Source organism: Microbacterium sufflavum (genome assembly GCF_023091155.1).
Lineage (GTDB): Bacteria > Actinomycetota > Actinomycetes > Actinomycetales > Microbacteriaceae > Microbacterium > Microbacterium sufflavum.
On the sequence record NZ_JAHWXK010000001.1, the window covers coordinates 963,890 to 988,426 of the forward strand.

At 71.7% G+C, this 24,537-nt stretch carries 24 protein-coding genes; 10 read left to right on the forward strand and 14 right to left on the reverse strand.

What is annotated here, in order from left to right:
* Positions 1 to 161: 161 nt before the first annotated feature.
* From KZC56_RS04835 to KZC56_RS04845, 3 genes are all read left to right on the forward strand, one after another.
* Complete coding sequence (locus KZC56_RS04835) at positions 162 to 1,145, forward strand: putative F420-0 ABC transporter substrate-binding protein (protein ID WP_247637996.1); 984 nt, start codon at positions 162 to 164, stop codon at positions 1,143 to 1,145.
* The gene (locus KZC56_RS04840) at positions 1,142 to 2,215 is read left to right on the forward strand and encodes a putative F420-0 ABC transporter permease subunit (protein ID WP_372490557.1); all 1,074 of its coding nucleotides are present in this window, start codon (positions 1,142 to 1,144) and stop codon (positions 2,213 to 2,215) included. The genes KZC56_RS04835 and KZC56_RS04840 overlap by 4 nt, the downstream gene beginning before the upstream one ends.
* Before the next feature lie 79 nt (positions 2,216 to 2,294).
* Positions 2,295 to 3,101, forward strand: coding sequence for an ABC transporter ATP-binding protein (locus tag KZC56_RS04845; protein WP_247637997.1), 807 nt, complete (start codon positions 2,295 to 2,297; stop codon positions 3,099 to 3,101).
* A gap of 18 nt (positions 3,102 to 3,119) precedes the next feature.
* Here the strand turns inward: KZC56_RS04845 and KZC56_RS04850 are convergent, their stop codons facing one another.
* From KZC56_RS04850 to KZC56_RS04915, 14 genes are all read right to left on the reverse strand, one after another.
* Positions 3,120 to 3,590 (reverse strand): aromatic ring-opening dioxygenase LigA, encoded by a 471-nt coding sequence (locus KZC56_RS04850; protein WP_247637998.1) that lies wholly within the window; start codon positions 3,588 to 3,590, stop codon positions 3,120 to 3,122.
* Between the two features lie 36 nt (positions 3,591 to 3,626).
* Complete coding sequence (cofD, locus tag KZC56_RS04855; RefSeq protein ID WP_247637999.1) at positions 3,627 to 4,802, reverse strand: 2-phospho-L-lactate transferase; 1,176 nt, start codon at positions 4,800 to 4,802, stop codon at positions 3,627 to 3,629.
* On the reverse strand, positions 4,799 to 5,467 hold the full coding sequence (gene cofC, locus KZC56_RS04860) for a 2-phospho-L-lactate guanylyltransferase (protein WP_247638000.1): 669 nt from the start codon (positions 5,465 to 5,467) through the stop codon (positions 4,799 to 4,801). Before cofC ends, cofD begins: the two co-directional genes overlap by 4 nt.
* A gap of 10 nt (positions 5,468 to 5,477) precedes the next feature.
* Positions 5,478 to 6,491 (reverse strand): glucose-6-phosphate dehydrogenase (coenzyme-F420), encoded by a 1,014-nt coding sequence (fgd, locus tag KZC56_RS04865; protein ID WP_247638001.1) that lies wholly within the window; start codon positions 6,489 to 6,491, stop codon positions 5,478 to 5,480.
* Positions 6,488 to 7,288: a coenzyme F420-0:L-glutamate ligase gene (gene cofE, locus KZC56_RS04870; protein ID WP_136035289.1), complete on the reverse strand. Its 801-nt coding sequence runs from the start codon at positions 7,286 to 7,288 to the stop codon at positions 6,488 to 6,490. The genes fgd and cofE overlap by 4 nt, the downstream gene beginning before the upstream one ends.
* Positions 7,285 to 8,277: a TIGR03557 family F420-dependent LLM class oxidoreductase gene (locus KZC56_RS04875; protein WP_206252202.1), complete on the reverse strand. Its 993-nt coding sequence runs from the start codon at positions 8,275 to 8,277 to the stop codon at positions 7,285 to 7,287. Before KZC56_RS04875 ends, cofE begins: the two co-directional genes overlap by 4 nt.
* A gap of 184 nt (positions 8,278 to 8,461) precedes the next feature.
* Entirely contained in the window at positions 8,462 to 8,623 is a 162-nt protein-coding gene (locus tag KZC56_RS04880; protein WP_168443074.1) for a hypothetical protein, read from the reverse strand.
* An 11-nt stretch (positions 8,624 to 8,634) separates the two neighbouring features.
* On the reverse strand, positions 8,635 to 9,498 hold the full coding sequence (locus KZC56_RS04885) for a hypothetical protein (RefSeq protein WP_247638002.1): 864 nt from the start codon (positions 9,496 to 9,498) through the stop codon (positions 8,635 to 8,637).
* Positions 9,499 to 9,812: 314 nt separating this feature from the next.
* The gene (locus tag KZC56_RS04890) at positions 9,813 to 11,675 is read right to left on the reverse strand and encodes an ABC transporter permease (RefSeq protein ID WP_247638003.1); all 1,863 of its coding nucleotides are present in this window, start codon (positions 11,673 to 11,675) and stop codon (positions 9,813 to 9,815) included.
* Positions 11,676 to 11,677: 2 nt separating this feature from the next.
* Positions 11,678 to 12,838: a type 2 periplasmic-binding domain-containing protein gene (locus KZC56_RS04895; RefSeq protein WP_136035839.1), complete on the reverse strand. Its 1,161-nt coding sequence runs from the start codon at positions 12,836 to 12,838 to the stop codon at positions 11,678 to 11,680.
* Between the two features lie 57 nt (positions 12,839 to 12,895).
* Complete coding sequence (locus KZC56_RS04900) at positions 12,896 to 14,020, reverse strand: ABC transporter ATP-binding protein (RefSeq protein WP_168387144.1); 1,125 nt, start codon at positions 14,018 to 14,020, stop codon at positions 12,896 to 12,898.
* A gap of 56 nt (positions 14,021 to 14,076) precedes the next feature.
* On the reverse strand, positions 14,077 to 15,567 hold the full coding sequence (locus KZC56_RS04905) for a DHA2 family efflux MFS transporter permease subunit (protein WP_247638004.1): 1,491 nt from the start codon (positions 15,565 to 15,567) through the stop codon (positions 14,077 to 14,079).
* 100 nt (positions 15,568 to 15,667) lie between these two features.
* Positions 15,668 to 17,281 (reverse strand): LVIVD repeat-containing protein, encoded by a 1,614-nt coding sequence (locus KZC56_RS04910; protein ID WP_247638005.1) that lies wholly within the window; start codon positions 17,279 to 17,281, stop codon positions 15,668 to 15,670.
* A 123-nt stretch (positions 17,282 to 17,404) separates the two neighbouring features.
* The gene (locus tag KZC56_RS04915; RefSeq protein WP_136033891.1) at positions 17,405 to 18,373 is read right to left on the reverse strand and encodes a LysR substrate-binding domain-containing protein; all 969 of its coding nucleotides are present in this window, start codon (positions 18,371 to 18,373) and stop codon (positions 17,405 to 17,407) included.
* 83 nt (positions 18,374 to 18,456) lie between these two features.
* Between KZC56_RS04915 and KZC56_RS04920 the strand changes: the two genes are divergently transcribed.
* From KZC56_RS04920 to KZC56_RS04950, 7 genes are read left to right on the forward strand one after another with little or no spacing between them, the layout of a single operon-like run.
* On the forward strand, positions 18,457 to 19,965 hold the full coding sequence (locus KZC56_RS04920) for a 2-hydroxymuconic semialdehyde dehydrogenase (RefSeq protein WP_247638006.1): 1,509 nt from the start codon (positions 18,457 to 18,459) through the stop codon (positions 19,963 to 19,965).
* Positions 19,962 to 20,792 carry a 2-keto-4-pentenoate hydratase gene (locus tag KZC56_RS04925; RefSeq protein WP_247638007.1) on the forward strand — a complete coding sequence of 277 codons (831 nt, stop codon included), beginning with the start codon at positions 19,962 to 19,964 and terminating at the stop codon, positions 20,790 to 20,792. The genes KZC56_RS04920 and KZC56_RS04925 overlap by 4 nt, the downstream gene beginning before the upstream one ends.
* Positions 20,789 to 21,727 carry an acetaldehyde dehydrogenase (acetylating) gene (locus tag KZC56_RS04930; RefSeq protein WP_247638008.1) on the forward strand — a complete coding sequence of 313 codons (939 nt, stop codon included), beginning with the start codon at positions 20,789 to 20,791 and terminating at the stop codon, positions 21,725 to 21,727. Before KZC56_RS04925 ends, KZC56_RS04930 begins: the two co-directional genes overlap by 4 nt.
* The gene (gene dmpG / locus KZC56_RS04935; protein ID WP_247638009.1) at positions 21,724 to 22,761 is read left to right on the forward strand and encodes a 4-hydroxy-2-oxovalerate aldolase; all 1,038 of its coding nucleotides are present in this window, start codon (positions 21,724 to 21,726) and stop codon (positions 22,759 to 22,761) included. Before KZC56_RS04930 ends, dmpG begins: the two co-directional genes overlap by 4 nt.
* The gene (locus KZC56_RS04940; RefSeq protein ID WP_247638010.1) at positions 22,758 to 23,564 is read left to right on the forward strand and encodes a 2-keto-4-pentenoate hydratase; all 807 of its coding nucleotides are present in this window, start codon (positions 22,758 to 22,760) and stop codon (positions 23,562 to 23,564) included. Before dmpG ends, KZC56_RS04940 begins: the two co-directional genes overlap by 4 nt.
* Positions 23,561 to 24,013, forward strand: a complete 453-nt coding sequence (locus tag KZC56_RS04945; RefSeq protein WP_136033882.1) for a RidA family protein — start codon at positions 23,561 to 23,563, stop codon at positions 24,011 to 24,013. Before KZC56_RS04940 ends, KZC56_RS04945 begins: the two co-directional genes overlap by 4 nt.
* Positions 24,010 to 24,534 (forward strand): 3-hydroxyanthranilate 3,4-dioxygenase, encoded by a 525-nt coding sequence (locus KZC56_RS04950; protein ID WP_136033880.1) that lies wholly within the window; start codon positions 24,010 to 24,012, stop codon positions 24,532 to 24,534. The genes KZC56_RS04945 and KZC56_RS04950 overlap by 4 nt, the downstream gene beginning before the upstream one ends.
* Positions 24,535 to 24,537: the final 3 nt, after the last annotated feature.

The window sequence follows — 24,537 nt, forward strand, 5'->3', positions numbered from 1 at the left end:
TCATGACCCATTTTGGATCCAGAATCCAGTATTGATTGGATCCAAAATCCGAGGTAGCATGACCGCATCGCGCCGACCCGATTGGCCGGCGCCGGTGGTCCCGACCTGGACTGCGACCGCGCACACACCCGCGCCTCCCCGCCCACGTCCTCCGGAGAACCATGACCCCCACCGCCCGCGCGCTCGGCGCCACCCCCGTCCTCGCCCTCCTCCTCGCCGCGGGCCTCAGCGGCTGCGCGAGCGGCCCCGCCTCCCCCGCAGCCGCCGACGCCGACCGGCCCCGTGCGACCCTCGACAACTGCGGCACCGAGGTGACCCTCGACGGACCGCCGCAGCGCATCCTCACGGTCAAGTCCTCCACCCTCGAACTCGCCCTGGCCCTCGGCGCGGGCGACCGCATCATCGGCTCCGCCTTCACCGACGGCCCGCTCCCCGAGGCGCTCGCGGCGGAGGCCGACGGCATCCCCACCGTGTCGGACAAGGTGCCCTCGAAGGAGGCCGTGCTCGATCTCGAACCCGACCTGGTGTTCGCCGGATGGGAGTCGAACTTCTCGGTCGACGGCGCCGGCGAACGGGACGACCTGCAGAAACTGGGCATCGCCACCTACGTCGCCCCGGCGGCGTGCAAGGCGCCCGGCTACATGCCCGACCCGCTCACGTTCGACGCCGTGTTCGACGGTTTCGCGGAGGCGGGCGAGCTGCTCGGCGAGCAGAAGGCCGCGGCGGCCCTCGTCGCGGAACAGCGGACCGCCCTCGACGCGATCGCCCCCGACGACCGCGGGCTCTCCGCCGTCTGGTACTCGTCGGGCAGCGACCAGCCCTTCGTCGGCGCGGGCATCGGCGCCCCGCAGATGATCATGGCGGCCGCGGGGCTGGAGAACGTGTTCGCCGAGGTGCACGACACCTGGACCTCGACCTCGTGGGAGCTGATCGCGGAGGCCGACCCCGACGTGATCGTGCTGGTGGACGCCGCGTGGAACACCGCCGCGTCGAAGCAGGAGCTGCTGGCGTCGAACCCGGTGACCGCCCAGCTCGACGCCGTGCGGAACGAGCGGTACGTGGTCGTGGACTTCCCGGCGACGGAGGCCGGGATCCGCAACGTCGACGCGGTGGCCGCGATCGTCGCGCGGCTCGGAGAGCTGTGAGTGTCGCGGCGGCGCCGCCGCGCGCGGCGGCCCCGGCCGTGGTCGTCCGCCCGGCACGGCGACGGGGGCGCGCGGCCTCGGCAACCGCGGTGCTGCTGCTCGCGCTCGCGGGGTCGGTCGTGGCGGCGGTCGCCATCGGTCCCGCCGACATCACGCCGTCCGAGCTGCTGGCGAGCGCATGGTCGCACCTGACCGGGGCCGCGAGCGGGCTGAGTCCGATCCGCGACGCGATCGTGTGGGAGGGACGGGTGCCCCGCGTGCTCACGGCCGCGGCGGTCGGTGGCGGCCTCGCGCTGTGCGGCGCGGTCATGCAGGCCCTCACCCGCAACCCCCTCGCCGACCCGTATCTGCTCGGCTTGTCGTCGGGAGCGTCCACCGGCGCCGTGATCGTGATCGTGCTCGGCGCCGCCGTGGCCCTGCCGTTCGCGGCGTTCGCCGGGGCACTGCTCGCCCTGGCGCTCACCCTCGGGCTGGCCAGGGCCGCCGGCGCCTCGTCCGCGACCGCGGTGGTGCTGGCCGGACTCGCCGTGTCGGCGGTGCTCGGCGCGCTGACCAGCCTCGTGATCTTCTGGAGCGCGACAACCGACAGCTACCGCGAGATCCTCAGCTGGCTGCTCGGCTCCCTCGGCGGCGCCGACTGGTCCTCGGTCGCGCTGGCCGGGACCGCCGCGCTCGTGTGCGCCGTGCCGCTGCTGGCGGCCGCCCGCCCGCTCGACAGCCTCGTGCTCGGCGACACGGCCGCCGAGGCGCTGGGCCTGCCGGTCACCCGGCTGCGCGTGCTGCTGTTCGTCTGCACGGCACTGCTCACCGGGGCCCTGGTCGCCGTGAGCGGATCGATCGGCTTCGTCGGGCTGATCCTGCCCCACGCGGTGCGCGCGGTCGTCGGCTCACGGCACCGGGTGCTGCTGCCGGTGTCGTTCCTCGCGGGGGCCGTGTTCCTCATCTGGGCCGACACGATCGCCCGCACCGTGTTCGATCCGCGCGAACTGCCGGTCGGCATCGTCACGGCGCTGATCGGCGGGCCCGTGTTCGCCGCCCTGATGCTGCGCATGCGGAAGGCCAGGGCATGAGCGGGGCGACTGGTGGGCTGAGCGCGCCGAGCGCCGGACCCGCATCCGCTCCGCGGCGGCGCCCACGGACGGCACGCTCGTGAGCCCGGGGACCGACGGCCTCGACGCGCGGCGGCTCGGGTTCGGCCACGGCGACCGGGCGATCCTCGACGACCTGTCCCTCACGGCGCCCGGCGGTGCGGTCACGGCGCTTCTCGGCCCCAACGGCTCCGGCAAGAGCACGCTGCTGCGCCTGATCGCCGGCACCCTCCGCGGCGAGGTGGAGGCTCTCGCGCTCGACGGGGTGTCGCTGCCCGACCTGCGCCGCCGCGCCCGTGCGCAACGCGTGGCCCTGGTCGAGCAGGAGTGGTCGGCGGCCGAGGGGCTGACCGGACGCGACATCGTGGCGCTCGGGCTGCTGCCCCACCGCGGATGGCTGTCCTTCGACGGCGAGGAGGGCGACGCCGCGGCCGTGCACGACGCCCTCGTCCGCGCGGGGGCCCTCGCCGTCGCCCACCGCGACGCCGCGACGCTCTCGGGCGGCGAGCGCCAGCGCGTGAACCTCGCCAGGGCGCTCGCCCAGCGCCCGTCGCTGCTGCTGTGCGACGAGCCGACCAATCACCTCGACATCCGCGCCCAGCTCGACGCGCTCGCACTGCTCCGTCACCTCGCCGACGACGGCATGACCGTGCTCGCCGCACTGCACGACCTCAACCACGCCGCCGCCTTCGCCGACCGCATCGTGGTGATCGCGGACGGACGGGTTCAGGCCGCGGGAACCCCGGGCGACGTGCTGACGCGGGAGCTCATCGCCCGCGTCTGGCAGGTCGACGCGCAGGTGCTGTCCCGCGCGGGCAGCGGCCGCCCTCTGATCGTGTTCGACCCCGAGCCCGCCGTGCTGCGGTGACCCCGCGCGTGCGTGTGCTCAGGCGGAGCGCGGGCGGAGGACCGCCAGCGAGCGCAGGGCCCAGCCGAACAGGATCGACAGCACGCCGATGCCCATCGCGAACGCCGCGACGCCGAACGACACCACGGAGGTGAACAGGGACGCCCGCAGGAACGAGGCGTTCATCAGGGTGGCCCGCACCGGGTCGTCCATCGCGAGCTCCGCGTAGGTCTTGCCGTCGGACGCCTCGAGCGCGTGGTGCTGGATGATGTCGGCCTGCACGTAGGCGGTGAGCGGTCCGGCGACCGTCTGCCCCTGGAAGGCCATCGCGTCGTCGGGGATCGTGATGTTCTCCGCCCGCAGCTGCGACGACACCATGATCCAGACGACGATGCCGGCGATGATCAGCACGATGCCGCCGACGATGCCCAGCACGCCGACGACCTTCACGATCCGTCTCCTGCCGTCGTCGGGGTGACGGACTTCGGTGGTCTCGGTCGCTTCGCTCATGGCCGCTCTCCTCGCCTCGGGGACTGCGCCTCCAGGCTAGGGCCGGGGCCGCTGCGCCTCTCGCGGCACGGCCGGAAATAAGCCGGGTGATTCCCCGAGTGCCTCCCCGAGAGCGGCCGCGGCGAGGGCGGCGGCGGTGTCGAGGTCGCGCATCCACAGCGGGTGCACGGGCGCGGGCAGCCCCCGCGCCTCGAGGTCGGGCGCGAGAGGGGCGTCTTCCTCGGCGATCAGCCACGCGTCGAGCAGGCCGCCCGTGGCGCGGGGGCCGTAGTGCCGTCCGACCGCATCGGCCGTGGGCGGAAGGCCGACCGCGGCCAGGCACGCATCGGCCATGCCCCGCACGGGGGATCCCGCGATGATCGGCGACACCCCCACCACCGAACCGGGGGCCGCCCGCACGGCCGCGGCGAGCCCGGGCACGGCCAGGATGGGCCCGAGCGACACCACGGGGTTCGACGGGGCGAAGAGCACGGCGTCGGCCGCGGCGATGGCCTCGACCACGCCCGGCGCCGGGGTCGCGCGCTCGATCCGCGGGTTGTCGAAGCGCTGCGCGGGGACGGTCGCCCGGTGGCGCGTCCACCACTCCTGGAAGTGCATGCGCCCGAGGGTCGTGTCCACGTGCGTGTCGACCTCGGTGTCGGTCATCGGCAGCAGCGCGACCCCGAGCGGCCAGCGCGACGCGAGCCGCGCGACGACCTCGGTTACGGTCGCGCCCTCGTGCAGCCACCCGGTGCGGGCGATGTGCGTGCCGAGGTCGAGGTCGCCGAGCGTGAACCACGGCCACCCGGCACCCCAGGCGTGCAGCTCGGCGGCGGTGCGTTCGGATTCGCCCGCCCGGCCCCAGCCCCGCGCGGTGTCGTTGACCCCGGCGAGCGCGTAGACCATCGAGTCGACGTCGGGCTGGAGTCGCAGGCCGCTCAGCCACAGGTCGTCGCCGGTGTTCGCGATCACGGTGATCCGGGCGCGCGTGCCCCCGGCGCCGTCCGGCCAGCATCGCCGTGCGGCCTCGCGCACCCCCACCGTGAACTTCGCGCCGCCGACGCCCCCGGCGAGCACGACGATCCGCGGGGCGGCCTCGGGCCCGGGTTCGACGTCGGTCGAGGCGGCCGCTCCGGCGAGCGTGGCCCCGCGCGCCGACGGGGTCGCAGACGAGACGGGCTCAGCCCGCCCGGCACCGACGCCGGACGGGACGGGGTCCTCCGGCCCGGTCATGATGCCAGCACGAGACGTGGGGCGAGGAGCGCCGCCGTGCGCGGACCGAGACCGCACCGTCGGGCGGCTCGGAGGTGATCGGCGTGGTCGAGGTCGCGGCGCAGCCCGCTCAGCACGGGGAACCCCACCTCGGCGAACCCGGCAGCGCGGTGCGCGGCGGCCGAGTCGTCGCCGAAGCAGGGCCGCAGCGGTACGTCGGCGCGGGCGGTCGCGAGCACGGTGCCGGTGCCCTCCGCGTCGGGCACGAAGGCCCGCGGGTGGGCCGAGGCGTAGTCGAGCGCCCGGGTGAGCTCGTCGGGCAGCAGGGCCGGGAGGTCGCCGAGCAGCACGGCCCGCGGGAGCCGCGTCGACGCCGCAGACACCCCCTGCGCGATCGCCGCGGTCAGTCCCTCGACGCGGTCGCGCACGATCCGCACGCGGGGCACCGGGAGCAGGGCGGCCGCGGTGACCTCGTCGCTCGTGACCACCACGACCTCCGCGACCCGCGGGCACAGCGCGGCGGCCTCGACCGTGTCGAGCGCGATCGCCCGGGCGAGCGGCTCGCGGTCGACGCCCGGGAGCCGCAGTCGCGTCTTCCCGAACTCCGCCCGCTTCACCGGGATCACGACCACCCACTCCCGCGCCGGGGCGTGCGGTGACGCCCCGACACGCAGACCGCCCGTCATGGCCGCGCCCTCACCCGCGCAGCCGCGGCGCGATGTCGCGCTCGAACAGCTGCAGGAACCGGCGCTGATCGTGACCGGGCGCGTGGAAGACGAGGTGGTTGAAGCCCCAGTCGATGTACTGCTGGATCTCGGCGGCGACCGCGTCGGGGTCGTTGCCGACGATCCACCGCTTGGCGATGGTCTCCAGGGGCAGCGCGTCGGCGGCCTTCTCCATCTCGACCGGGTCGGTGATGTCGTGCTTCTGCTCCTTCGACAGCGACAGCGGCGACCAGAACCGGGTGTTCTCCAGCGCCGCCTCCCTGGTCTCCTCGTACGACAGCTTGATCTCGATCATGCGGTCGTACGTGTCGAAGGAGCGCTCGGACTGCTCCAGGCCCTCCTTCACGGCGGGCAGCAGCTGGTCGACGTAGAGCTCCTGGCCCTTGCCCGACGTGCAGATGAAGCCGTCGCCCGCGCGGCCGGCGTAGCGGGCGACCATCGGGCCGCCCGCGGCGATGTAGATGGGGATGCCGCCCTCGGGCCGGTCGTAGATGGAGGCGTCGTGCGTGGAGTAGTACTCGCCGTCGAAGCTCACGCGGTCGCCCGACCACAGCGCCCGCATGAGCCGCACCGACTCGCGCAGGCGGGCGTAGCGCTCCTTGAACTCGGGCCAGTCCTGCTCACCGGCGCCGCGGAACCCGGTGGCGATCTCGTTGAGCGCCTCGCCGGAGCCGACCCCCAGGATCACCCGCTCAGGGTACAGGCAGCCGAGGCTCGCGAACGCCTGGGCGAGCACCGCCGGGTTGTAGCGGAAGGTGGGGGTGAGCACGGACGTGCCGATGCGGATGCTCGACGTGCGCTCGCCGACAGCCGCCATCCAGGTGAGCGAGAACGGGGCGTGACCGCCGGTGTGCCGCCACGGCTGGAAGTGGTCGCTCGCGAACACGGACTGCATGCCGTGCGCCTCGGCCGCGACCGAGATCTCGACCAGCTCACGCGGGTCGAACTGCTCGGCGCTGGCCTTGTATCCGAGGGTCAGTGTCATGTCGCATCCTTCTGTTCGGGTGGGGAGAGTTCGGCGCGCGCGGCCGCATAGCCGTCGCGGTAGCCCTGGTCGAGCGCCTCGGCGGTGCCCAGCCAGAAGAGGTCGCGGTCGGCGCCGCGCACGATGCTCGACGCGCCGGGCAGGTCGAGCGGACCCACGAGGTCGCCGCGGCCGCGCACGACGGCGACCGGGTTCCCGCTGGCCTTGCCCTTGACGAGGTCGGCCGCGGCGGCGAGCTCGTCTGCGACGCACGGGGTCGTGACGCTGAGCACCTTGCCCGCCTGGTCGGTGGTGCCGCGGAGGTCGGCGACCATGTGCACGCCGCCGCCGCCGATCGCGACGTCGGTCTGTCCTTCGCGCCAGGGCCGCCCGAGGGTGTCGCTGAGGAGCACACCGACCTCGGCCCCGGTCGCGGCGCGGAGCCCCGCGGCGAGCGCACGGGCGGAGCGGTCGGGGTCTTCGGGGAGCAGCAGCACCCAGCCGTCGGGGGTGTTGCTGGCGTCGACGCCCGCGGCCGCGGCGACCATGCCGAGGCGGTTCTCGACGATCCGCATGGTGTGGCCGTCGTGGGTGCGGGAGGCGACGAGGCGCACGGTCTCCGCGGTGATCGCGGCCTCCCGGTCGGCGGCCTGCACGTAGCGTCCCTCCGCCTTGGACACGATCTTCGACGTGACGACGAGGATGTCGCCGTGCAGCAGTTCCACGCCCGTGGCGAGGATGAGCGCGACCAGGTCGTCGCCCGGGCGCACCTCGCCCATGCCGGGGAGGGCGAACACGTGCAGGCCGGGGGCGGTCATGCGCGCACCTTCGGCAGCACGTCGCGCCCGAAGACCTCGAGCCACTCCCGCTGGTTCGGCCCCACGTTGTGCAGGTAGATGCGGGTGAAGCCGAGGTCGGCGTAGCGCTGGATCTGCGCGCGATGCACGTCGGGGTCGGCGGAGATCAGCATCGACGCGCGCATGTCGTCGGGAGTCACGCCGCGCACGAGCTGCTCGAAGTCGTAGGGCGAGCGCACGTCGCCTCGCCGCATGCGCAGCGCCGCGATGGGCCACTCGGCGTGAGCCTGGGCGAGCGCTTGCTCCTCGGTCGGCGCCCACGACAGCGGCAGCTGGAGCACGCGCGGCAGGGTGTCGGCGTCACGCCCGGCCTCCCTCGCGCCCTCCGCGAAGCGTGCGAGCAGCGGGGCGAGGCGCTCGACCTCGGCCGCGACCGTGATGAGGCCGTCGGCGTTGCGGCCGGCGCGGCGCGCGGTGACGGGGCCCGCCGTGGCGACGAACACCGGGGGCGCGGCCGGGGGCATGGTCCACAGCCGGGTGGACTCCATGCGGAAGTGCTCGCCGCGGTGGCGGGTGTCGCGGCCCGCGAGCGAGGCGGTGAAGAGCTTGCGGATGATGTCGACGGCCTCGAACATGCGGTCGATGCGCTCGGCGGGCTCGGGCCAGTAGCCGCCCGTGATGTGCTCGTTCAGCGCGTCGCCGGAGCCGACCCCGAGCCACGCGCGGCCGGGGTACAGCGTGGCCAGCGTGGCGGCGGCCTGCGCGACCACGGCCGGGTGCGTGCGGAACCCGGGGGTCGTGACGCCGGGACCCAGGTCGCCCGTGGTGTGCGCGCCGATCGCGCCGAGCATGGTCCACACGTGCGCGGAGGCCCGGTGTCGCGGGAGCCACGGCTGGAAGTGGTCCGTGGCCATGATGCCGCGGAACCCGTGGGCCTCGGCGGCGATGCAGTTCTCGATGACGGCGGAAGGCTGGACCTGCTCCAGCATCGCGGCGTACCCGATGTGCATGGCCCCTCCTCTCGCGTCGTCGCTGTCTCCATTGAATGGATACTGGATCCAAAAGTCAAGCGGCTAGCTGTGGGATTGAGATTTGTTGCTCCCGGGGTCGGCGCCATGCGTTTGGCGTCGAGCACAAAAGCGTGGGTGGCGTGCCTGAACACACCACCCACACCCTCGTCATTCGTTGACCGAACTACAGCCCCTCGTCCAACGCGCCTCCATTCGCACGATGCCGAGTTCGTCGCTGGATGAAACGAACAACGCCGCGCACGAGAATGAAGGCGACAGCGAGAATCGCCGCGACGACCAGCAAGCTGATGATCAGCCCCGACCAGCTGAAAAGTGACGCGTCCATCTTCGTACTCCTTACGGCAGCGCAAACGACCCGGAGGTGGTGTACACGTAAGACCGACAATCCATCTGCATGTACGCTACTGCGCCCGTCACTCTTCCGTTCCGGGAGAACGACCAACTACTCGCCCCGCTTGGTGAGGTGGCGCTGTAAGACTTCGAGTAGATCAGTCCGACAAACGGCCAAGCAGCCACCGCCCCGAATGCATCTGCCTTCACCGAACTCGTGATCTTGGTCAGCGCTTTGCCACCCGTGCGCTTGGTCGTCCACGAAACGCCCCAGTTGGCATCCACGAGATTGATACCACCAGTAATGCGGCCACTAGCGTTCGCTGTGGCGCCAGCCCCCGATCTTGTCACGTTGAACGATTGATTGAGGTTGTACAACGCAGCGGGGACGATGCGGGCTTCGGCACCGCCGTATGCCGCAGCCTCGATCGCGGGTGAACTGGCACTTGCGGGAGGCTCCGCGTCTATCAAGTACGCGCGCATGAACTCAAGGTCCTCAGCGCTCAGTGGCTGTCCCACTGAATAGTGGTCGGCTAGTGCATCTTTTCGTTCCTCAACTTCCGCCCTCGACAACGCCGTGTTCTCGTCGAACGTCACGTCGGTCTGGTGGATAGGAGTCGTGTTCTCCTCATAGGCTTCGGCGGCTTCACCCGTCAGAGTCGAGGCCTCACCGCCGGCTGATACGGCCTCTATGCCGCTCGAGGCCTCGGACGTCAGAGTCCCGTTGAGGGTCGAAGCCGGCCGGGCCGAAGCGGAGCCAGCGATGTAGCCCAGCGACCCGGTCGCGAGCAGGCTCACCGCCACACACGCGCCAAGCGCAATCCGCCGATTCTGATGTACACGCACAGTTTCTCCATCCATCGCGCTCACCGTGAGCAGCCGACCCGCCGCAGCTCAAGCTATGACGCGCATTCGAACCTGTCTGTCCGCCGTTCGGGGGACTCGGCTTCAGGAGAGGCTGACGCCGCAGAGAGTTCCCCGTCAAACCGCAGGAGCTCGTCGATGCAGGCTCAGCAGTATTCCGGCACTAAGCACGAACTCGATGCCCGGAAGGCCGGGCCGATACGCGGCCGCGGTACTCGACCCGTCCTCTTTCGGAGTCACGCCCTCCGCCATCCGAGGAGGGCGGCAAGACCGATCGTCCAGGAGACAGCCGACGCGACCGACCCGCCTGTACCGCCCACTCAGCGGCGGCGGCGCTGCACGGCGAGGGTCACGGTGGCGGAATCGGCGGGGGCGGGTGCGGCGGCGGCGAGGTCGGGGAGACCGGCGGCGACGGTCTTGCGGGTGCGGCCGATCGCTCGGCGCGACAGCGCCCACTGCAGGCCGTAGCCGATCGCGAACACCATGAGGGTGAAGATCAGCGCCATCGCCGCGCCCTGATCGGGTGCGTAGAGCTGCGCGGACCGCGGGTTGATCATGGCGTAGATGTACATCGACAGCGGACGAGACGACGGGGTCGCCAGGAACGCCGGCAGCGTGAACTCGTTCGTGCCGAGGATGAACATCTGGATCCACACGGCCATCACGGTCGGCATCAGCAGCGGCGCGATGATGCGGCGGAACCCCTGGAACCTGCTGGCCCCGCTGGTGAGCGCCGCCTCCTCCAGCTCGGGCCTGATCTGCAGCGTCGCACTGTACGACGAGCGGTACGCGATCGACACCCGGTACGAGTAGGCGATCACGAGCGCGAACAGCGTCCCGGCGAGCGGGATGTAGGGATTCAGCACCATGAAGGTGAGGAACATCGCGAAGCCGGCGATGGTCGCGGGGATCGCGACCGACGACGACGCGAACAGGTCGAGCGCCTTCACCCACCCGGTCTTCTTGCTGCGGGCGATGCCGTACGCGAGCACGGTCGCGAAGACCACCGCGATCGTGGCGCTCCCGCCCGCGATGAGCACCGTGCGCCCGAGCGACACCCAGAACTCGGAGTCGGCGAGCACCACCCCGAACGCCCCGAAGTCGGTGCGGCTCAGCATCGCGTCGATCGAGAACGCCACCGGATAGGGGGTGATCGCCGCCCACAGCAGCGCGAGCAGCGGCAGCACCGCGGTCAGCAGCACGAACACGGCCACCAGCACCATGACCGGGATCTTCCACGGCCCCATCCGCATGGTCGACGGCCGGAAGCCCTTGCCCGAGACGGAGGCGCGGCGCTCCGCGTTCCTGGTCGCCCTCAGGTACACCGCGAACGCGATCGTGGTGATCACCAGGAACACCAGGCCCCACGCGGCGGCGAGGCCGTACTGCGGCAGCTCCCCCGCGTTCGAGCTGATCAGCGTCCACAGCTTCAGGGCGAAGATGCTGCGCCCCGACTCCTGGCCGAACAGCAGCGGCACCTCCAGGCTGCCGAGGCCGAGGATGAACGTCAGCACCGTGACCCCGAGCAGCCCCGGCCACAGCATCGGCAGCGTCACCCGCCGCAGGGTCTGCGGCCATGACGCGCCCGACACCCGCGCCGACTCCTCGAGCGACCCGTCCATGTTCGTCAGGATCGGCACGATCATCAGGTACGGGAAGGTCACGTTGGTGAGCGCCTGGATGACGATCATCGTCGGGAACGCATACGGGTCGATCGGCACGTCGCTCGCGAACGGCAGCAGCCGCAGCAGCTGGTTCAGCACACCCGACTCGGGCGACAGCATCAGCAGATACGCCTGCGCCTTCACGATCGGCGGGATGATGTACGGCACGATCACGAGCACCGAGATGAGCCGGCGCCACGGGGCGTCGGTGCGGACGGTGACCCAGGCCAGGCCGAACGCCATCAGCAGCGTGAGCAGGGTCGAGCCGCCGACGAAGGCCCCGGTCGCGCCGAGCACGCCCCAGAAGTCCTCGCGCAGCTGCCACAGGGTAACGAAGTTCTCGACGCCCCACCGGGCGGACGAGACCCCGAAGGGCAGGAACGGACCACGGAACGCGGTGATCACCTGAACGATCAGCGGCACCGCGAGCAGGAGGAAGATGACGATCCCGGAGACGACCATCGCGATCGTCATCGAGGTGGGACGCCGGCGTCCCGTGGTCCGTCGTGCCTGGAACATGGTTATCCGTTCAGCGCCTTGTCGGCCGCGTTGATCATCGCCTGCCAGTCGTCGCGGGTGTCCTGCGTCTCGGTCTCGGCACCGCTGTCGAGGCCGAGCAGAAGCGCATCGGCGTTCGTCTTCATGAGGCCCGTGGCCTCGCCGAAGGTCGCGGCGGGGAGCCCGGCGAACGGCACCTGCGTGCTGGCGAAGCGCTCGTCGGTCATGCGCAGGTGGATCCAGTCGGGGTCGAACGCGTTCCACAGGGTCCACAGCGCGGCGCCCGGCTTGTTCTTCGCATCGGAGTTGACGCCCGAGAACTGCGCCCACACCCCGGAGTGCTCGAACGGCGCCACCTGCAGCGACGGGTTCGGGTTGAACAGGGTCTGGTTGAGCGCGACCGGCACGTCTCCGCTCGACAGCGGGGCACCCTGGTCTTCGAGCAGCTTCATGGTGCCGGACGACATCAGCTCGTCGATCAGGTCGAGCATCGCGTCTTCGCCCTCGGCCATGCCGTAGCCCGCGAAGACCACCGCGTTGTAGCCGGCGACCGACACCTTGCCGGTGTACTCGGGGGCGAGCAGGCCGTCGAGCGACGCCGGGACCTCCGCGATCTTGTCGGTGTTGTACTGCAGCAGCGACCCGTTGATGCTGTCGGGCATGAGCTCGGGGGCACCGAGGGTGAGGTACTCCTCCGGCACGCCGAAGCTCTGCCAGTCGACCTTCTCCCAGAAGCCCTCGTCGTACATCGCGGCCATCGAGGTGATCGAGCCGGAGACGACGTCGGTGTTGCGCGACCCGGTGGCCTTGGCCGAGATGATCGCCGACGACAGGTTGTAGGTGAGGCCCCGCGTCTCGACCTTGATGTCGGGGAAGCGCTCGTTGAACTGGGCGATCACGTCGGGCGACAGCTCGTACCAGTCCCAGATGACCAGGGTGCCGCCGTCCTCCTCCTTCGCCTGCTCGTAGAGGGCGTCGAGCTGCTTGTCGATCTCGGGCCAGTAGTCGTCGTAGAAGTTCTCGCAGCGCGTGATGGCTCCGACGTCGACCGCGTCGCACGTGGCCGCGGCGGCGTCGCCCTTCAGCGAGCTCTCGCCGTCGCCCGCCTCGGCCTGCGTGCCGCAGCCGCTCAGGGCGAGTGCGACGACCGCCGCTCCGGCGACGGCTCCCAGTGTTCTCTTCATGATCCGAATGTCCTCTCTGACATCAGGTGCGTGATCTCGGGTGTGGTGCGGGTTGCGTCATGCGGCCAGCACGCGGCAGGCGTGCGGGACCAGTTCGAGGAAGACCCTGCCGCCCTCGGGGGGTGTCGCCAGCGGAGCTCCGCGGCCGACGATCGTGCCGACCGTCTCGCCACCGGCGAGCACCTCGGCCTCGTACTCGACGATCTCGCCGAGGAACTCCACCCGCACGATGCGCACGGGGACGACGTTGGGGCGCTCGACCGCGGTCTCGTGCCAGCGCACGGCCTCGGGCCGCAGCGTCAGCGTGACCTCGTCGCCCGCCGTGACCCCGTCGGGGACGGGCGTGTGCAGCCGGGTGCCGAGTGCCTCGACCACCGCGTCACCGCTGCCGTCGCGGTCGACCACACGGGCGGGCACCATGTTCACGCGGCCCACGAAGTCCGCCACGAAGCGGTCGGCCGGCTGGTCGTAGAGCTCGCGCGGGGCGGCCTCCTGCACGATGCGGCCGCCGTTCATCACGGCCACCCGGTCGGACATCGACAGCGCCTCGGACTGGTCGTGGGTGACGTAGAGGGCGCTGATGCCGAGGCTGCGCTGCAGGCTGCGCAGCTCGTTGCGCATGGTGTCGCGCAGCTTCGCGTCGAGGTTGGACAGCGGCTCGTCCAGCAGCAGCAGCCGCGGACGGTGCGCGAGCGCGCGGGCGAGCGCGAGTCGCTGCTGCTGCCCGCCCGACAGCGCGGTGGCGGGGCGCTGCGCGAGGTGGTCGAGCTGCACGAGTTCCAGTGCCTCCATCGCGCGCTTCTTCGCCTCCTGCTTCGGCAGCCGGGAGCCGGCGACCTGGAGGGGGAAGATCGCGTTGGCGAACACGGTCATATGCGGCCAGATGGCGTAGTTCTGGAAGACCATGCCGATGTCGCGCTTGTCGGGCGACACGTGCTGGGTGCCGGTGGACAGCACGCCCCCGTCGAGCGAGATGACTCCGCCGTTGCTGCGCTCGAGCCCGGCGACGCAGCGCAGGGTCGTGGTCTTGCCGCAGCCCGACGGCCCGAGGAGGGAGTAGAACGTGCCGGGCTCGATCGTGAACGTGACGTCTTTCACGACGGGGACGGCGGCGCCGTCGAGCTCGTAGTCCTTCTTCAGGGCGTCGACGACGAGTCGTCCGCCCCCGGCGTTCGCGGTCATCGGCGTCCTCTCTCGGGCGTCTGTTCTGGATTCTGGATCCACAATCGTCGCTGCCATCATCGTCCCTCTCCCGTCGTCGCCGCCACCGGCTGCGGGGCGGCGGGTGCACCCCACGGCCGCGGCCTCACGAAGAACAGCACCACGAGCGCGCACACCCCGAAGGCCACGGCCGACAGCAGCAGCGACTGCGACATCGCCCGCGCCAGCCCCGCGCCGTCCTCGTCAGACAGCACACTGCCGGGGTGGATCGCACCGGGCACGAACCCGCGGATCTGCGCCGCCAGGGTCACGTTCATCAGCACGGCCAGCAGGGCGGAACCGATGACGGAGCCCATCTGCCGCGTCGTCGAGTAGACCCCGGAGCCCGCCCCGGCCTGCGTGTGCGGCAGGTTGCGCGTGGCGGTCGAGGCCAGCGGCCCGAACATGCCAGACACCCCGACCCCGAGCAGCGCCGACGGCAGCAGCAGCAGCCAGAACGGCGCATCGAGCGTCATGGTCGCGGCGTACCAGGCCATCGCGACCGCCGAGATCGTGAACGCGGCGAAGGTCACCCAGCGCGGTCCGACCCGGTCGCTGAGCTTTCCGACGAACGGCCCGAGCACCCCGGACACCACCGCCATCGGCGCGAGCATGAGGGCCGCGAGCGTGGGGTCGAGGCCCCGGGCGACCTGGAAGTAGAAGGCGAGCGGCACGGGCATCGCGGTGATGCCGACCCCCACCAGGAAGATCGTGGCGTTCGCGACGGAGAAGTTGCGGTCGCGGAACAGGGCCAGCGGCATGAGCGGCTCGGCGCGGCTGACGCGCTGCCACACCACGAACAGCACCAGCAGCACGACGCCCGCGGCGATCAGCCCCCACACCGTGACCGGACCGGCGATCACACCCCAGTCGTACACCTCCCCCTCCTGGAGTCCGAAGACCAGGAGGAAGAGCCCGGCACCCGAGAGGATCACGCCGAGCAGGTCGAACCGATGGGGGTGGCCGTCCAGATCCGGCACCAGCCGCCACGCGACGACGAACGCCACCACGCCGACCGGGACGTTCACGAAGAAGATCCACTCCCAGCCGACCGTGTCGGTGAGCACGCCGCCCAGGATCGGCCCGACGAGCGTCGCGAGGCCGCCCACGGCACCCCACGCCCCCATCGCCTGGCCCCGGCCGCGCGGCGGGAAGACGCGGGCGATGATCGCCATCGTCTGCGGCGTCATCAGCGCGGCGCCGAAGCCCTGCACGGCCCGCGCCGCGATCAGCATCTCGATGCTGCCGGACAGGCCGCACGCGAGGGAGGCGAGGGTGAACAGCACGAGTCCCGCGAGGTACACCCGCTTGGGGCCGAACCGATCGCCGAGGCGGCCCGTGATCAGCAGCGGCACCGCGTAGGCGAGCAGGTACGCGCTGGTCACCCAGATCACCGTCGTGAGGTCGGCGTCGAACGCCGCGAGGATGACCGGGTTGGCGATCGCCACGATCGTCGTGTCCACGAGGATCATGAAGAAGCCGATGCACAGGGCCCACAGGGCGGGCCACGGCCGGACTGTCTGCGTCATGAGCTGCTTTCGGGTGGGGCGTCACGGGGGGCGGGTGGTCCGGGGTCCGTCCTGTTCGCCCCCGAGTGCAGGACGGACGCCGGAGTTCCGGGGGCCGGGGTCAGCCGTCGGCGGAGGGGATCCCGGTGACGGGCTCCCCCAGCAGCGGCGTCGACACGGCGTAGATGCCGTGGTTCGCGAACAGCCAGATGAGGTTGCGGTCCCACTCGACGAAGATGCCGTGCACGGGTGCGGCGAGATCGTCGTCGTCCTTCAGTCCCATCGGCGGCACGAAGTAGGCGCCCACCTTGGGGTCCTCGGGGTCGCGCACGTCGAAGATCTGCAGACCGGCGGCGTAGAACGCGTACGGGATGACCCCGCCGTGCGGCGTGCCGGTGTTGGTGAAGTAGCCGGAGCGCTTGGGGCCGAACGAGCCGCGGCGCTGCGCCCAGTCGGTGAAGGCCGCCTCCGCGGGCGGCGTGGGCCGGGGCAGCGTGCGCACGACCCGCGGGTTCGTCGGGTCGCTCACGTCGATCTGGTAGATCTCCTTGGCGGGCTCGTAGCAGTCGGTGTTCATCGGATAGCCGGAGACGTAGACGTACCCGGTCTCCTCGACCTGGGTGGTGTCGACGTTGTCGCCCTCGGTGCCGGCGACGCTCGTCGGCAGCGGGCACCAGCCCACGTGGTGGATGTCCGTCGGGTCGGAGACGTCGAGCACGAAGAAGCCCTGGCCGCCCTGCGCCGCGTAGCCGTATTTCCAGCCCGACTCGACCGAGCGGGGCAGGAACACGCCCATGCGCGAGCCGAACCAGGAGGTCTTGTTGTTCCAGCGGTCGTTGTCGGCCAGGTACGGGGAGTCGTCCTCCTCGCCGGCACGCGAGCCGGGCACCCACCAGGTCGACAGCAGCTCGGGCTTCGCGGGGTCGGACACGTCGTAGGCCGCGTGGCCCGCGGTCCACAGCGTGGTGCGGTACGGCTGGTTGGTGAAGGTGTTGTCGGGCGCGGTGGCCACGAACAGGTACTTGTCGCCGTAGTACACCGGGAGGTCGAGCACGCCGTTGCCCTCCTGGATCTCGCCGGGCGAGTGGTTCGGGTCGGTCGACACCTCGGTGAGCAGCGTCCACTCGCGCGGGCTCGGGCCGTCCATCCGCCAGGTGCGGAAGCCCCGCAGGCCCTCCCACTCCTTCAGCTGCCCCTCGACCGTGTCGTCGAGCCACTTGTTGGCGACGCGCCCCTGGAGGAAGTACCGCGGGGTCTCGCTCGCCTGGATCGCGATGTACGCGCCGAGCTCCTGGTTCCACTGCACGGTGGTCGCGCCGAACTGCGGGCGGGGGTCACCCCAGCCCCACTGCTCCTCGTCGACGATCGTGAGGTCGCGCGGGTCGGTGATGTCGTACAGCTTCCAGTGGTTGCCGCCGCCGTAGTGCAGCATCAGCCGCCGCCCGTCCCAGTCGTAGATGCACTGCCACGAGTGGCTCGTGTTCACCACGATCGGGTAGAACGCCTCAGCCTTCGCGTTGAGCGTGTAGGTCTCCGGGTCGCGGTAGTCGAGCTGGCCTGGCCAGTCGACGAACACGTCGCGCGGGACGGAGGGGGTGTGGACGGGCGGCAGGAACGTGCCGTCGGGCTGCATGCCCCACGTGGAGGGATCGGGATCGGCCGGTTCTCCGGCGACGCGCTCGAAGTCCTCCGGACGGTACTTCTTCGCATCGGGCACGTAGGGAGAGCCGGCCATGTCGCCTCCATTGGCTGAATCGGGTGGGATCGTCACGACGTCGTGTCGTCCCCCTCAGATTCACCCGGTGCCGCGATGCTGTCCAATATCCATACGGGTCAGAGCCATGACCATCGGGGCATATCAGCCGAGCGGTCGCGGCTCCCCCTCCGTGTACTCGCTTTCCAGGGCCGCGAGCCGCGCGCCCTCCTCGCGCAGGTGCGTCAGCAGGGCGGTCGCGGCGGGCGAGGGCGCCCGGTCCTTGGGCAGCGTGACGCCGACCGAACGCCGGATCGAGCTGAGCGGCGTGGGCAGGATCCGCAGCTCGCGGTCGTCGACCGCGATGAACATCGGCAGCGCCGCGATCACGTCGGTCGAGATCAGCAGCGTGCGCAGCGTCAGCATCGACGTGCACTCCACGCGGTCGGGAGGCAGGGGCAGCCCCTCGTGGAAGAACACCGCCTCCAGCTCCGCGCGCAGGGCGGTCTGGGCCACGGGGAAGATCCACGGGTAGGAGATGAGCTCCGCGAGCGAGTGCGCCTTGGCACCACCGAGCACCGGGTGCCCGGCCCGCGCGACCAGGCGGATCGGCTCGAGGTGCAGCCGTTCCTGCTCCAGTCGCACCGGCACCGTGGGCGACAGCCGCCCCACCGTGAGGTCGAGGTCGCCCGCGAGCAGCAGCTGCTGCAGGGTGTCGGGCGTGCCCTCGCGCACCACCACCGTGAGCCGGGGATGCTCGGCCTTCAGCCCCGCGATCGCCCGCGGCAGCAGCAGGTTCGACCCGGCCAGGTGCGTGCCGACCGTGACCGTGCCCAGCTGCCCTGACTGCAGCAGCCGCACCTCCTCCCCCGCCGCCCGCAGCTCGGCGAGCACGGACCGGGCCCGCTCGATGAACGCGTGCCCGTACGGCGTCGGTCTGACCCCGCGCGGCAGGCGCTCGAACAGTGCGACCCCGAGCACCTCCTCCACCTCGCGCAGTCCGCGCGTGACGACGGGCTGGGTGATGTGCAGCGACTCGGCCGCGCGCACGAGTGTGCCCTCGTCGGCGATGGCGGTGATGAGGACGAGGTGCCGGATCTTGACCCGGCCGTCGAGCAGTCGATCGGTGACCATGAGCGGGACTATAGCCGTGGGGGCATGGCAGTGCATCAAGAGAGTATTTGTCGGCATCCCTTCGACGTTCCTAGCCTGAGCGCATGCCTTCCGAGACGATGACGCCTCCCCGCCCTGCCGCCGAGCAGGGCCGGGCGCCCCGCGCGATCCACAACCTGATCGCCGGCGAGCGCGTCGAGGGCATCGGCTCGTTCGCCAAGATCAGCCCGATCGACGGCACGCTGATCGCCGAGGTGCACGAGGCCGGGGCCGAGCAGGTCGACCGTGCCGTGGCTGCCGCCCGTGCCGCGTTCGACGGACCGTGGGGTCGCATGACGGTGGCCGAGCGCGCCCGCCTGCTGCGGGGCGTCGCCGACGCGATCGACCGCCGCGCCGACGAGCTCGTGGCCGCCGAGGTCGGCGACACCGGCAAGCCCGAGTCCCTCGCCCGCGACCTCGACGTGGCCAGGGCCGCCGCGAACTTCCGCTCCTTCGCCGACACGGTCTCCGCCACCGGGCTCGACTCGTTCCTCACCGAACTGCCCGACGGCCGCCGCGCCCTCAACTACGCGGTGCGCAAGCCCCTCGGCGTGGTCGCGGTGATCGTGCCGTGGAACCTGCCGCTGCTGCTGCTCACGTGGAAGCTCGCGCCGGCCCTCGCCACCGGCAACACCGTGGTGATCAAGCCGTCCGAGGAGACGCCGTCGTCGGCCACGCTGCTCGCCGAGATCCTCGCGGAGGCGGGGGTGCCGGCCGGGGTGGTGAACGTGGTGCACGGCTTCGGCGCGGGTTCCGCGGGCGAGGCCCTCACGACGCACCCCGGCATCGACGGTGTGACCTTCACGGGCGAGTCCTCCACGGGCTCCGCGATCATGCGGGCCGTCGCACCGCGCGTGCGTCCGGTGTCGTTCGAGCTCGGGGGCAAGAACGCCGCGCTCGTGTTCGCCGACGCCGACCTCGACGCCGCGGTGGCCGGGCTCGCCCGCAGCACCTACCTCAACACGGGCCAGGTGTGCCTGTGCACCGAGCGCATCTACGTCGAGCGGTCGGTGTTCGACGATGTGGCGGCCGGGCTCGCCGAGCACGCGGGGCGGCTGCGCCTCGGTCGGCCGGAGGACCCCGCGACCACCACGGGCCCGCTGATCTCGCAGGCGCACCGGCAGAAGGTGCAGTCGTACTTCGACCTCGCGGTGTCGGAGGGCGCCACGGTGCTCGCGGGTGGCGGGGTGCCGACCCTCGGCGACGGACTCGACGGCGGCTCCTGGATCGAGCCGACGCTGTGGACCGGGCTCGACAACAGTGACCGCACCGTGCGCGAGGAGGTGTTCGGCCCGGTCGCCGCCCTCATCCCGTTCGACAGCGAGGAGGAGGCGATCCGGCTCGCGAACGACACCGACTACGGGCTCGCCGCCGTCACCTGGACCACCGATCTCACCCGCGGTCACCGCGTCGCCCAGCAGATGCGCACCGGCATGTCGTGGGTCAACACCTGGTACCTGCGCGACCTGCGCAGCCCGTTCGGCGGCGTGGGGCTCTCCGGCATCGGTCGCGAGGGCGGCCACCACTCGCTCGAGTTCTACACCGAGCCGACGAACGTGTGCGTGCAGCTGTGACCGGGCTCCTCGACACCGAGGCCGTGCGGGCCGCCGACGAGCGGCTGCGGCGGGCGGCCGAGACCGGTCGTCCGTGCGCTGCGGTGCGCGACCTGCTCGGCGACACCGACCAGGACGCCGCGTACGCCGTGCAGTCGCTCGGCATCGCCCGTCGCGTGGACGGGGGCCGGCGCATCGTGGGGCGCAAGATCGGCCTCACCTCGCCGGTCGTGCAGGCGCAGCTCGGCGTGGACAGCCCCGACTACGGCGTGCTGCTCGACGACATGATCCACGCCGACCGGGAGCCGCTCGACCTCGGGCGCTTCCTGCAGCCGCGCGCGGAGGCCGAGGTGGCGTTCGTGCTCGGGCGCGACCTCGGCTCCCCCACCGCGACCGTCGCCGACGTGCTGCGGGCGACGGAGTTCGTGCTGCCCGCGATCGAGGTCGTGGACTCCCGGGTGGCGGGATGGGACATCCGCCTCACCGACACCATCGCCGACAACGCCTCCAGCGGCGCGGTCGTGCTGGGCACCACCCCCCGCCGGCTCGACGGCTTGGATCTGACCGCGCTCGGCATGACGCTCGACCGCGACGGGCGCCCCGTCTCGACCGGCAGCGGCGCCGCGTGCCTGGGCAGCCCCGTGATCGCGGTGGCCTGGCTGGCGCGCGAGGTCGCCCGGCGCGGACAGCCGCTGCGCGCGGGCGAGGTGATCCTGTCCGGGGCGCTCGGGCCCATGGTCGACGCGACGGCCGGCGTGTTCCGCGCCCGGCTCGACGGACTCGGAGAGGTGCGCGCCGACTTCCACGGCACGGCCTCCGGCACGGCGACGGAAGGGGCGGCGGCATGACCACGGGAATCGCCATCATCGGCTCCGGCAACATCGGCACGGACCTGCTCATCAAGGTGAAGCGGCTGTCGACCACGCTGCACGTGGTGGCGATGGCCGGGATCGACGAGCACTCGGACGGCCTCGCGCGGGCCCGCCGCCTGGGTGTCGCCACCACGCACGAGGGGGTGGACGGGCTGCTCGCGATGCCCGAGTTCGCCGATGTCGAGCTGGTGTTCGACGCGACCTCGGCCGGCGCGCACTCCCGCAACGACGCCCTCGTGCGCAACGCCGGACGACTCATGGTCGACCTCACCCCCGCCGCGATCGGCCCCTATGTGGTGCCCGTGGTGAACCTCGACGCGCACGCCGGGGCCACCAACGTGAACATGGTCACGTGCGGCGGGCAGGCGACCGTGCCGATGGTGGCCGCCGTGTCGCGCGTGGCCCCGGTCGCATACGCCGAGATCGTCGCCTCGATCGCCTCGAAGTCCGCAGGACCCGGCACCCGCGCGAACATCGACGAGTTCACCGAGACCACGGCCCGCGCGCTGGAGGTGATCGGGGGCGCCGAGCGCGGCAAGGCCATCATCGTGCTGAACCCCGCCGACCCGCCGCTCATCATGCGCGACACCGTGTACTGCCTGGTCGAGGGCGACCCCGCCACGCTCGACCGCGACGCCGTCCGCACCTCGGTGACCGACATGGTCGCCGCGGTGCAGGGGTACGTGGGCGGCTACCGGCTCGCGCAGGACGTGCAGTTCGACGCGGTCGACGAGGGGTACGTCCCCGCGCTCGACCGGGCGTTCCGCGGCACGCGCGTGACCGTGCTGCTGGAGGTGACCGGCGCCGGGCACTACCTTCCGGAGTACGCGGGCAATCTCGACATCATGACCTCGGCCGCCCTGCGCACCGCCGAGCGACTCGTCGCCCGACGGACGGGGGTTCCCGCATGACCGGCTCGACTCCGCGCGTGTACGTGCAGGACGTGACGCTGCGCGACGGCATGCACGCCATCGGCCACGGTTACACGACCGACCAGGTTCGCGACATCGCCCGGGCCCTGGAGGCGGCGGGCGTGGATGCGATCGAGGTCGCGCACGGCGACGGCCTCGGCGGATCCAGCGTCGCCTACGGGCACGGCGCCCACACCGATTGGCAGTGGATCGCGGCCGCCGCCGAGGTCCTGGACCGGGCGGTGCTGACGACCCTGATCCTGCCCGGCATCGGCACGATCGACGACCTCGCCCGCGCCCGCGACCTCGGCGTCGCGAGCGTGCGGGTCGCCACCCACTGCACCGAGGCCGACGTCGCGATCCAGCACATCACGTGGGCGCGCGAGCACGGCATGGACGTGTCGGGGTTCCTGATGATGAGCCACCTGAACGATCCGCGCGGGCTCGCCGAGCAGGCGCGGATCATGGAGCAGGCGGGCGCCCACTGCGTGTACGTGACCGACTCCGGCGGACGCCTCACGATGCACGATGTCGCCGCACGCGTGGACGCCTATCGCGACGCGCTCGACCCCGCGACGCAGATCGGCATCCACGCGCACGAGAACCTGTCGCTGAGCGTCGCCAACAGCGTGACCGCCGTCGAGCACGGCGCATACCGCGTCGATGCCTCCCTCGCGGGCCAGGGCGCCGGAGCGGGCAACTGCCCCGTCGAGGCGTTCGTCGCGGTGGCGGATCTGCTCGGGTGGGAGCACGGCTGCGACCTGTTCGCCCTGCAGGACGCCGCGGAGCAGCTCGTGCGTCCGCTGCAGCACCGTCCGGTGCGCGTCGACCGCGAGACGCTCACCCTCGGCTACGCCGGCGTGTACTCCAGCTTCCTGCTGCACGCCGAGCGCGCGGCCGCGAAGCACGACCTCGACGCGCGGGACATCCTGGTCGAGCTCGGACGACGGCGCATGGTGGGCGGCCAGGAGGACATGATCGTCGATGTCGCGCTCGACCTGGTCGCCGCGCGTTCCGCGGGGGCGGCCTCATGAGCACCGACGCGGTCTACGCCGCCGCCCTCGACACCGCCCAGCGCACGGCCGCGCCCATCAACCAGCTGTCGCCCACGGAGGAGGTCGACCTCGCCACGGCCTACGCCACGCAGCACGCCCTCATCGCCCGACGGGTCGCCCGCGGCGAGCACATCACCGGGGTCAAGCTCGGATTCACGAGTCAGGCCAAGGCGCAGCAGATGGGTGTGCACGACGTGATCCTGGGCACCCTGACCGATGCCATGCGCCTGGACGACGACGGCGTGTTCGCGCGGCGGTCCGCCATCCACCCGCGCATCGAGCCCGAGGTCGCCTACCTCCTGCGCGCCGACCTGGACGCATCCGCGGTCGACCGGCCGCTGTCGGAACTGGTGGCCGCGGTCGCCCCCGCCCTGGAGATCATCGACTCCCGGTACCGCGACTTCCGCTTCAGCCTCGCCGACGTGGTGGCCGACAACGCCTCCGCCGCGGCCTACGCGATCGGCCCCTGGACACCGCTCGACCGCGCGGGCGCCATCGACAACCGGGCCGTGCGGCTCGAGGTCGACGGCCGCATCGCCGCGACGGGCTCGACCGCCGCGATCCTCGGCGACCCCGGTCGCGCCGTCCTCGCGGCCGCTCGACTCGGTGCGCGCCACGGCTTCGTGCTGCGGGCGGGCATGGTGCTCCTCGCCGGGGCCGCGACCGCCGCGGTTCCCCTGCCCGACCGCGGTGTGGTCGAGGCGACGGTCACCGGTCTGGGCGGCGTCACGATCCGCACGGACGACGGTTCCGCGTCGTCCGGCCCGAAGGGAGCATCATGACCGAGTCCCGCGGCATCCTCGTGGAGGGCAAGGCCACCCCGCGCGGACGCTTCCCGCACGCCAAGCTCAGCGGCGACCTCGTGTTCGTGTCGGGCACCTCCAGCCGCCGCCCCGACAACACGATCGCGGGCGCCGAGGTCGACGAGTTCGGGGCGACCCGGCTCGACGTCGCGGTGCAGACCCGCGCCGTGATCGAGAACATCCGCGCGGTGCTGGCCGCCGCGGGCTGCGACCTCGACGACCTCGTGCAGGCCACGACGTTCCTGGTCGACATGAACGACTTCGCCCCCTACAACGCCGTCTGGGCCGAGTACTTCGACGAGCAGGGCCCGGCCCGCACCACGGTCGCCGTGCACGCCCTGCCGCATCCGCACCTGCGCCTCGAGATCCAGGCGATCGCGAGGCGCCCCGACCGCACCACCCCTGCCACTCTCGAGGAGGAGAAATGAGCACCATCCCACCCGTCATCGACTTCGCCGCCTGGATCACGGAGAACGAGCACCTCCTGAAGCCGCCGGTCAACAACAAGGCCGCGTGGACGCCGATGGGCGACTTCATCGTGCAGGTCGTCGGCGGCCCCAACCAGCGCACCGACTTCCACTTCGATCCGTACGAGGAGTGGTTCTACCAGTACCGCGGCAACATGCACGTGAACATCCAGACGGAGGACGGCCCGCAGCGCATCGACATCCGCGAGGGCGAGATGTGGCTGCTGCCCGGCAACGTGTTCCACTCCCCGCAGCGCCCCGAGGAGGGGTCGATCGGCATCGTGATCGAGCGCATCCGCGAGGAGGGCACGCTGGAGAAGTTCGCGTGGTTCTGCCCGAACTGCAACACCAAGGTGCACGAGGTCGAGCTGCAGGTGCGCGACATCGTGGAGGACCTGCCGCCGGTGTTCCGCGAGTTCTACGACAGCGAGGAGGGGCGCACCTGCCCCGAGTGCGGCACCGTCCATCCCGGCAAGGGCTGACGC

What these genes read in the sequence shown, in the direction of transcription:
- cofC (WP_247638000.1), bottom strand. Translation starts at nt 5,467, where the DNA reads ATGACGGGCGGTCTGCGTGTCGGGGCGTCACCGCACGCCCCGGCGCGG.
- KZC56_RS04875 (WP_206252202.1), bottom strand. Translation starts at nt 8,277, where the DNA reads ATGCACATCGGGTACGCCGCGATGCTGGAGCAGGTCCAGCCTTCCGCC.
- KZC56_RS04880 (WP_168443074.1), bottom strand. Translation starts at nt 8,623, where the DNA reads ATGGACGCGTCACTTTTCAGCTGGTCGGGGCTGATCATCAGCTTGCTG.
- KZC56_RS04920 (WP_247638006.1), top strand. Translation starts at nt 18,457, where the DNA reads ATGCCTTCCGAGACGATGACGCCTCCCCGCCCTGCCGCCGAGCAGGGC.
- cofD (WP_247637999.1), bottom strand. Translation starts at nt 4,802, where the DNA reads ATGACCGGGCCGGAGGACCCCGTCCCGTCCGGCGTCGGTGCCGGGCGG.
- KZC56_RS04835 (WP_247637996.1), top strand. Translation starts at nt 162, where the DNA reads ATGACCCCCACCGCCCGCGCGCTCGGCGCCACCCCCGTCCTCGCCCTC.
- KZC56_RS04930 (WP_247638008.1), top strand. Translation starts at nt 20,789, where the DNA reads ATGACCACGGGAATCGCCATCATCGGCTCCGGCAACATCGGCACGGAC.
- KZC56_RS04915 (WP_136033891.1), bottom strand. Translation starts at nt 18,373, where the DNA reads ATGGTCACCGATCGACTGCTCGACGGCCGGGTCAAGATCCGGCACCTC.
- KZC56_RS04945 (WP_136033882.1), top strand. Translation starts at nt 23,561, where the DNA reads ATGACCGAGTCCCGCGGCATCCTCGTGGAGGGCAAGGCCACCCCGCGC.
- KZC56_RS04905 (WP_247638004.1), bottom strand. Translation starts at nt 15,567, where the DNA reads ATGACGCAGACAGTCCGGCCGTGGCCCGCCCTGTGGGCCCTGTGCATC.
- cofE (WP_136035289.1), bottom strand. Translation starts at nt 7,288, where the DNA reads ATGACCGCCCCCGGCCTGCACGTGTTCGCCCTCCCCGGCATGGGCGAG.
- KZC56_RS04890 (WP_247638003.1), bottom strand. Translation starts at nt 11,675, where the DNA reads ATGTTCCAGGCACGACGGACCACGGGACGCCGGCGTCCCACCTCGATG.
- KZC56_RS04900 (WP_168387144.1), bottom strand. Translation starts at nt 14,020, where the DNA reads ATGACCGCGAACGCCGGGGGCGGACGACTCGTCGTCGACGCCCTGAAG.
- KZC56_RS04910 (WP_247638005.1), bottom strand. Translation starts at nt 17,281, where the DNA reads ATGGCCGGCTCTCCCTACGTGCCCGATGCGAAGAAGTACCGTCCGGAG.
- KZC56_RS04895 (WP_136035839.1), bottom strand. Translation starts at nt 12,838, where the DNA reads ATGAAGAGAACACTGGGAGCCGTCGCCGGAGCGGCGGTCGTCGCACTC.
- fgd (WP_247638001.1), bottom strand. Translation starts at nt 6,491, where the DNA reads ATGACACTGACCCTCGGATACAAGGCCAGCGCCGAGCAGTTCGACCCG.
- KZC56_RS04940 (WP_247638010.1), top strand. Translation starts at nt 22,758, where the DNA reads ATGAGCACCGACGCGGTCTACGCCGCCGCCCTCGACACCGCCCAGCGC.
- dmpG (WP_247638009.1), top strand. Translation starts at nt 21,724, where the DNA reads ATGACCGGCTCGACTCCGCGCGTGTACGTGCAGGACGTGACGCTGCGC.
- KZC56_RS04950 (WP_136033880.1), top strand. Translation starts at nt 24,010, where the DNA reads ATGAGCACCATCCCACCCGTCATCGACTTCGCCGCCTGGATCACGGAG.
- KZC56_RS04850 (WP_247637998.1), bottom strand. Translation starts at nt 3,590, where the DNA reads ATGAGCGAAGCGACCGAGACCACCGAAGTCCGTCACCCCGACGACGGC.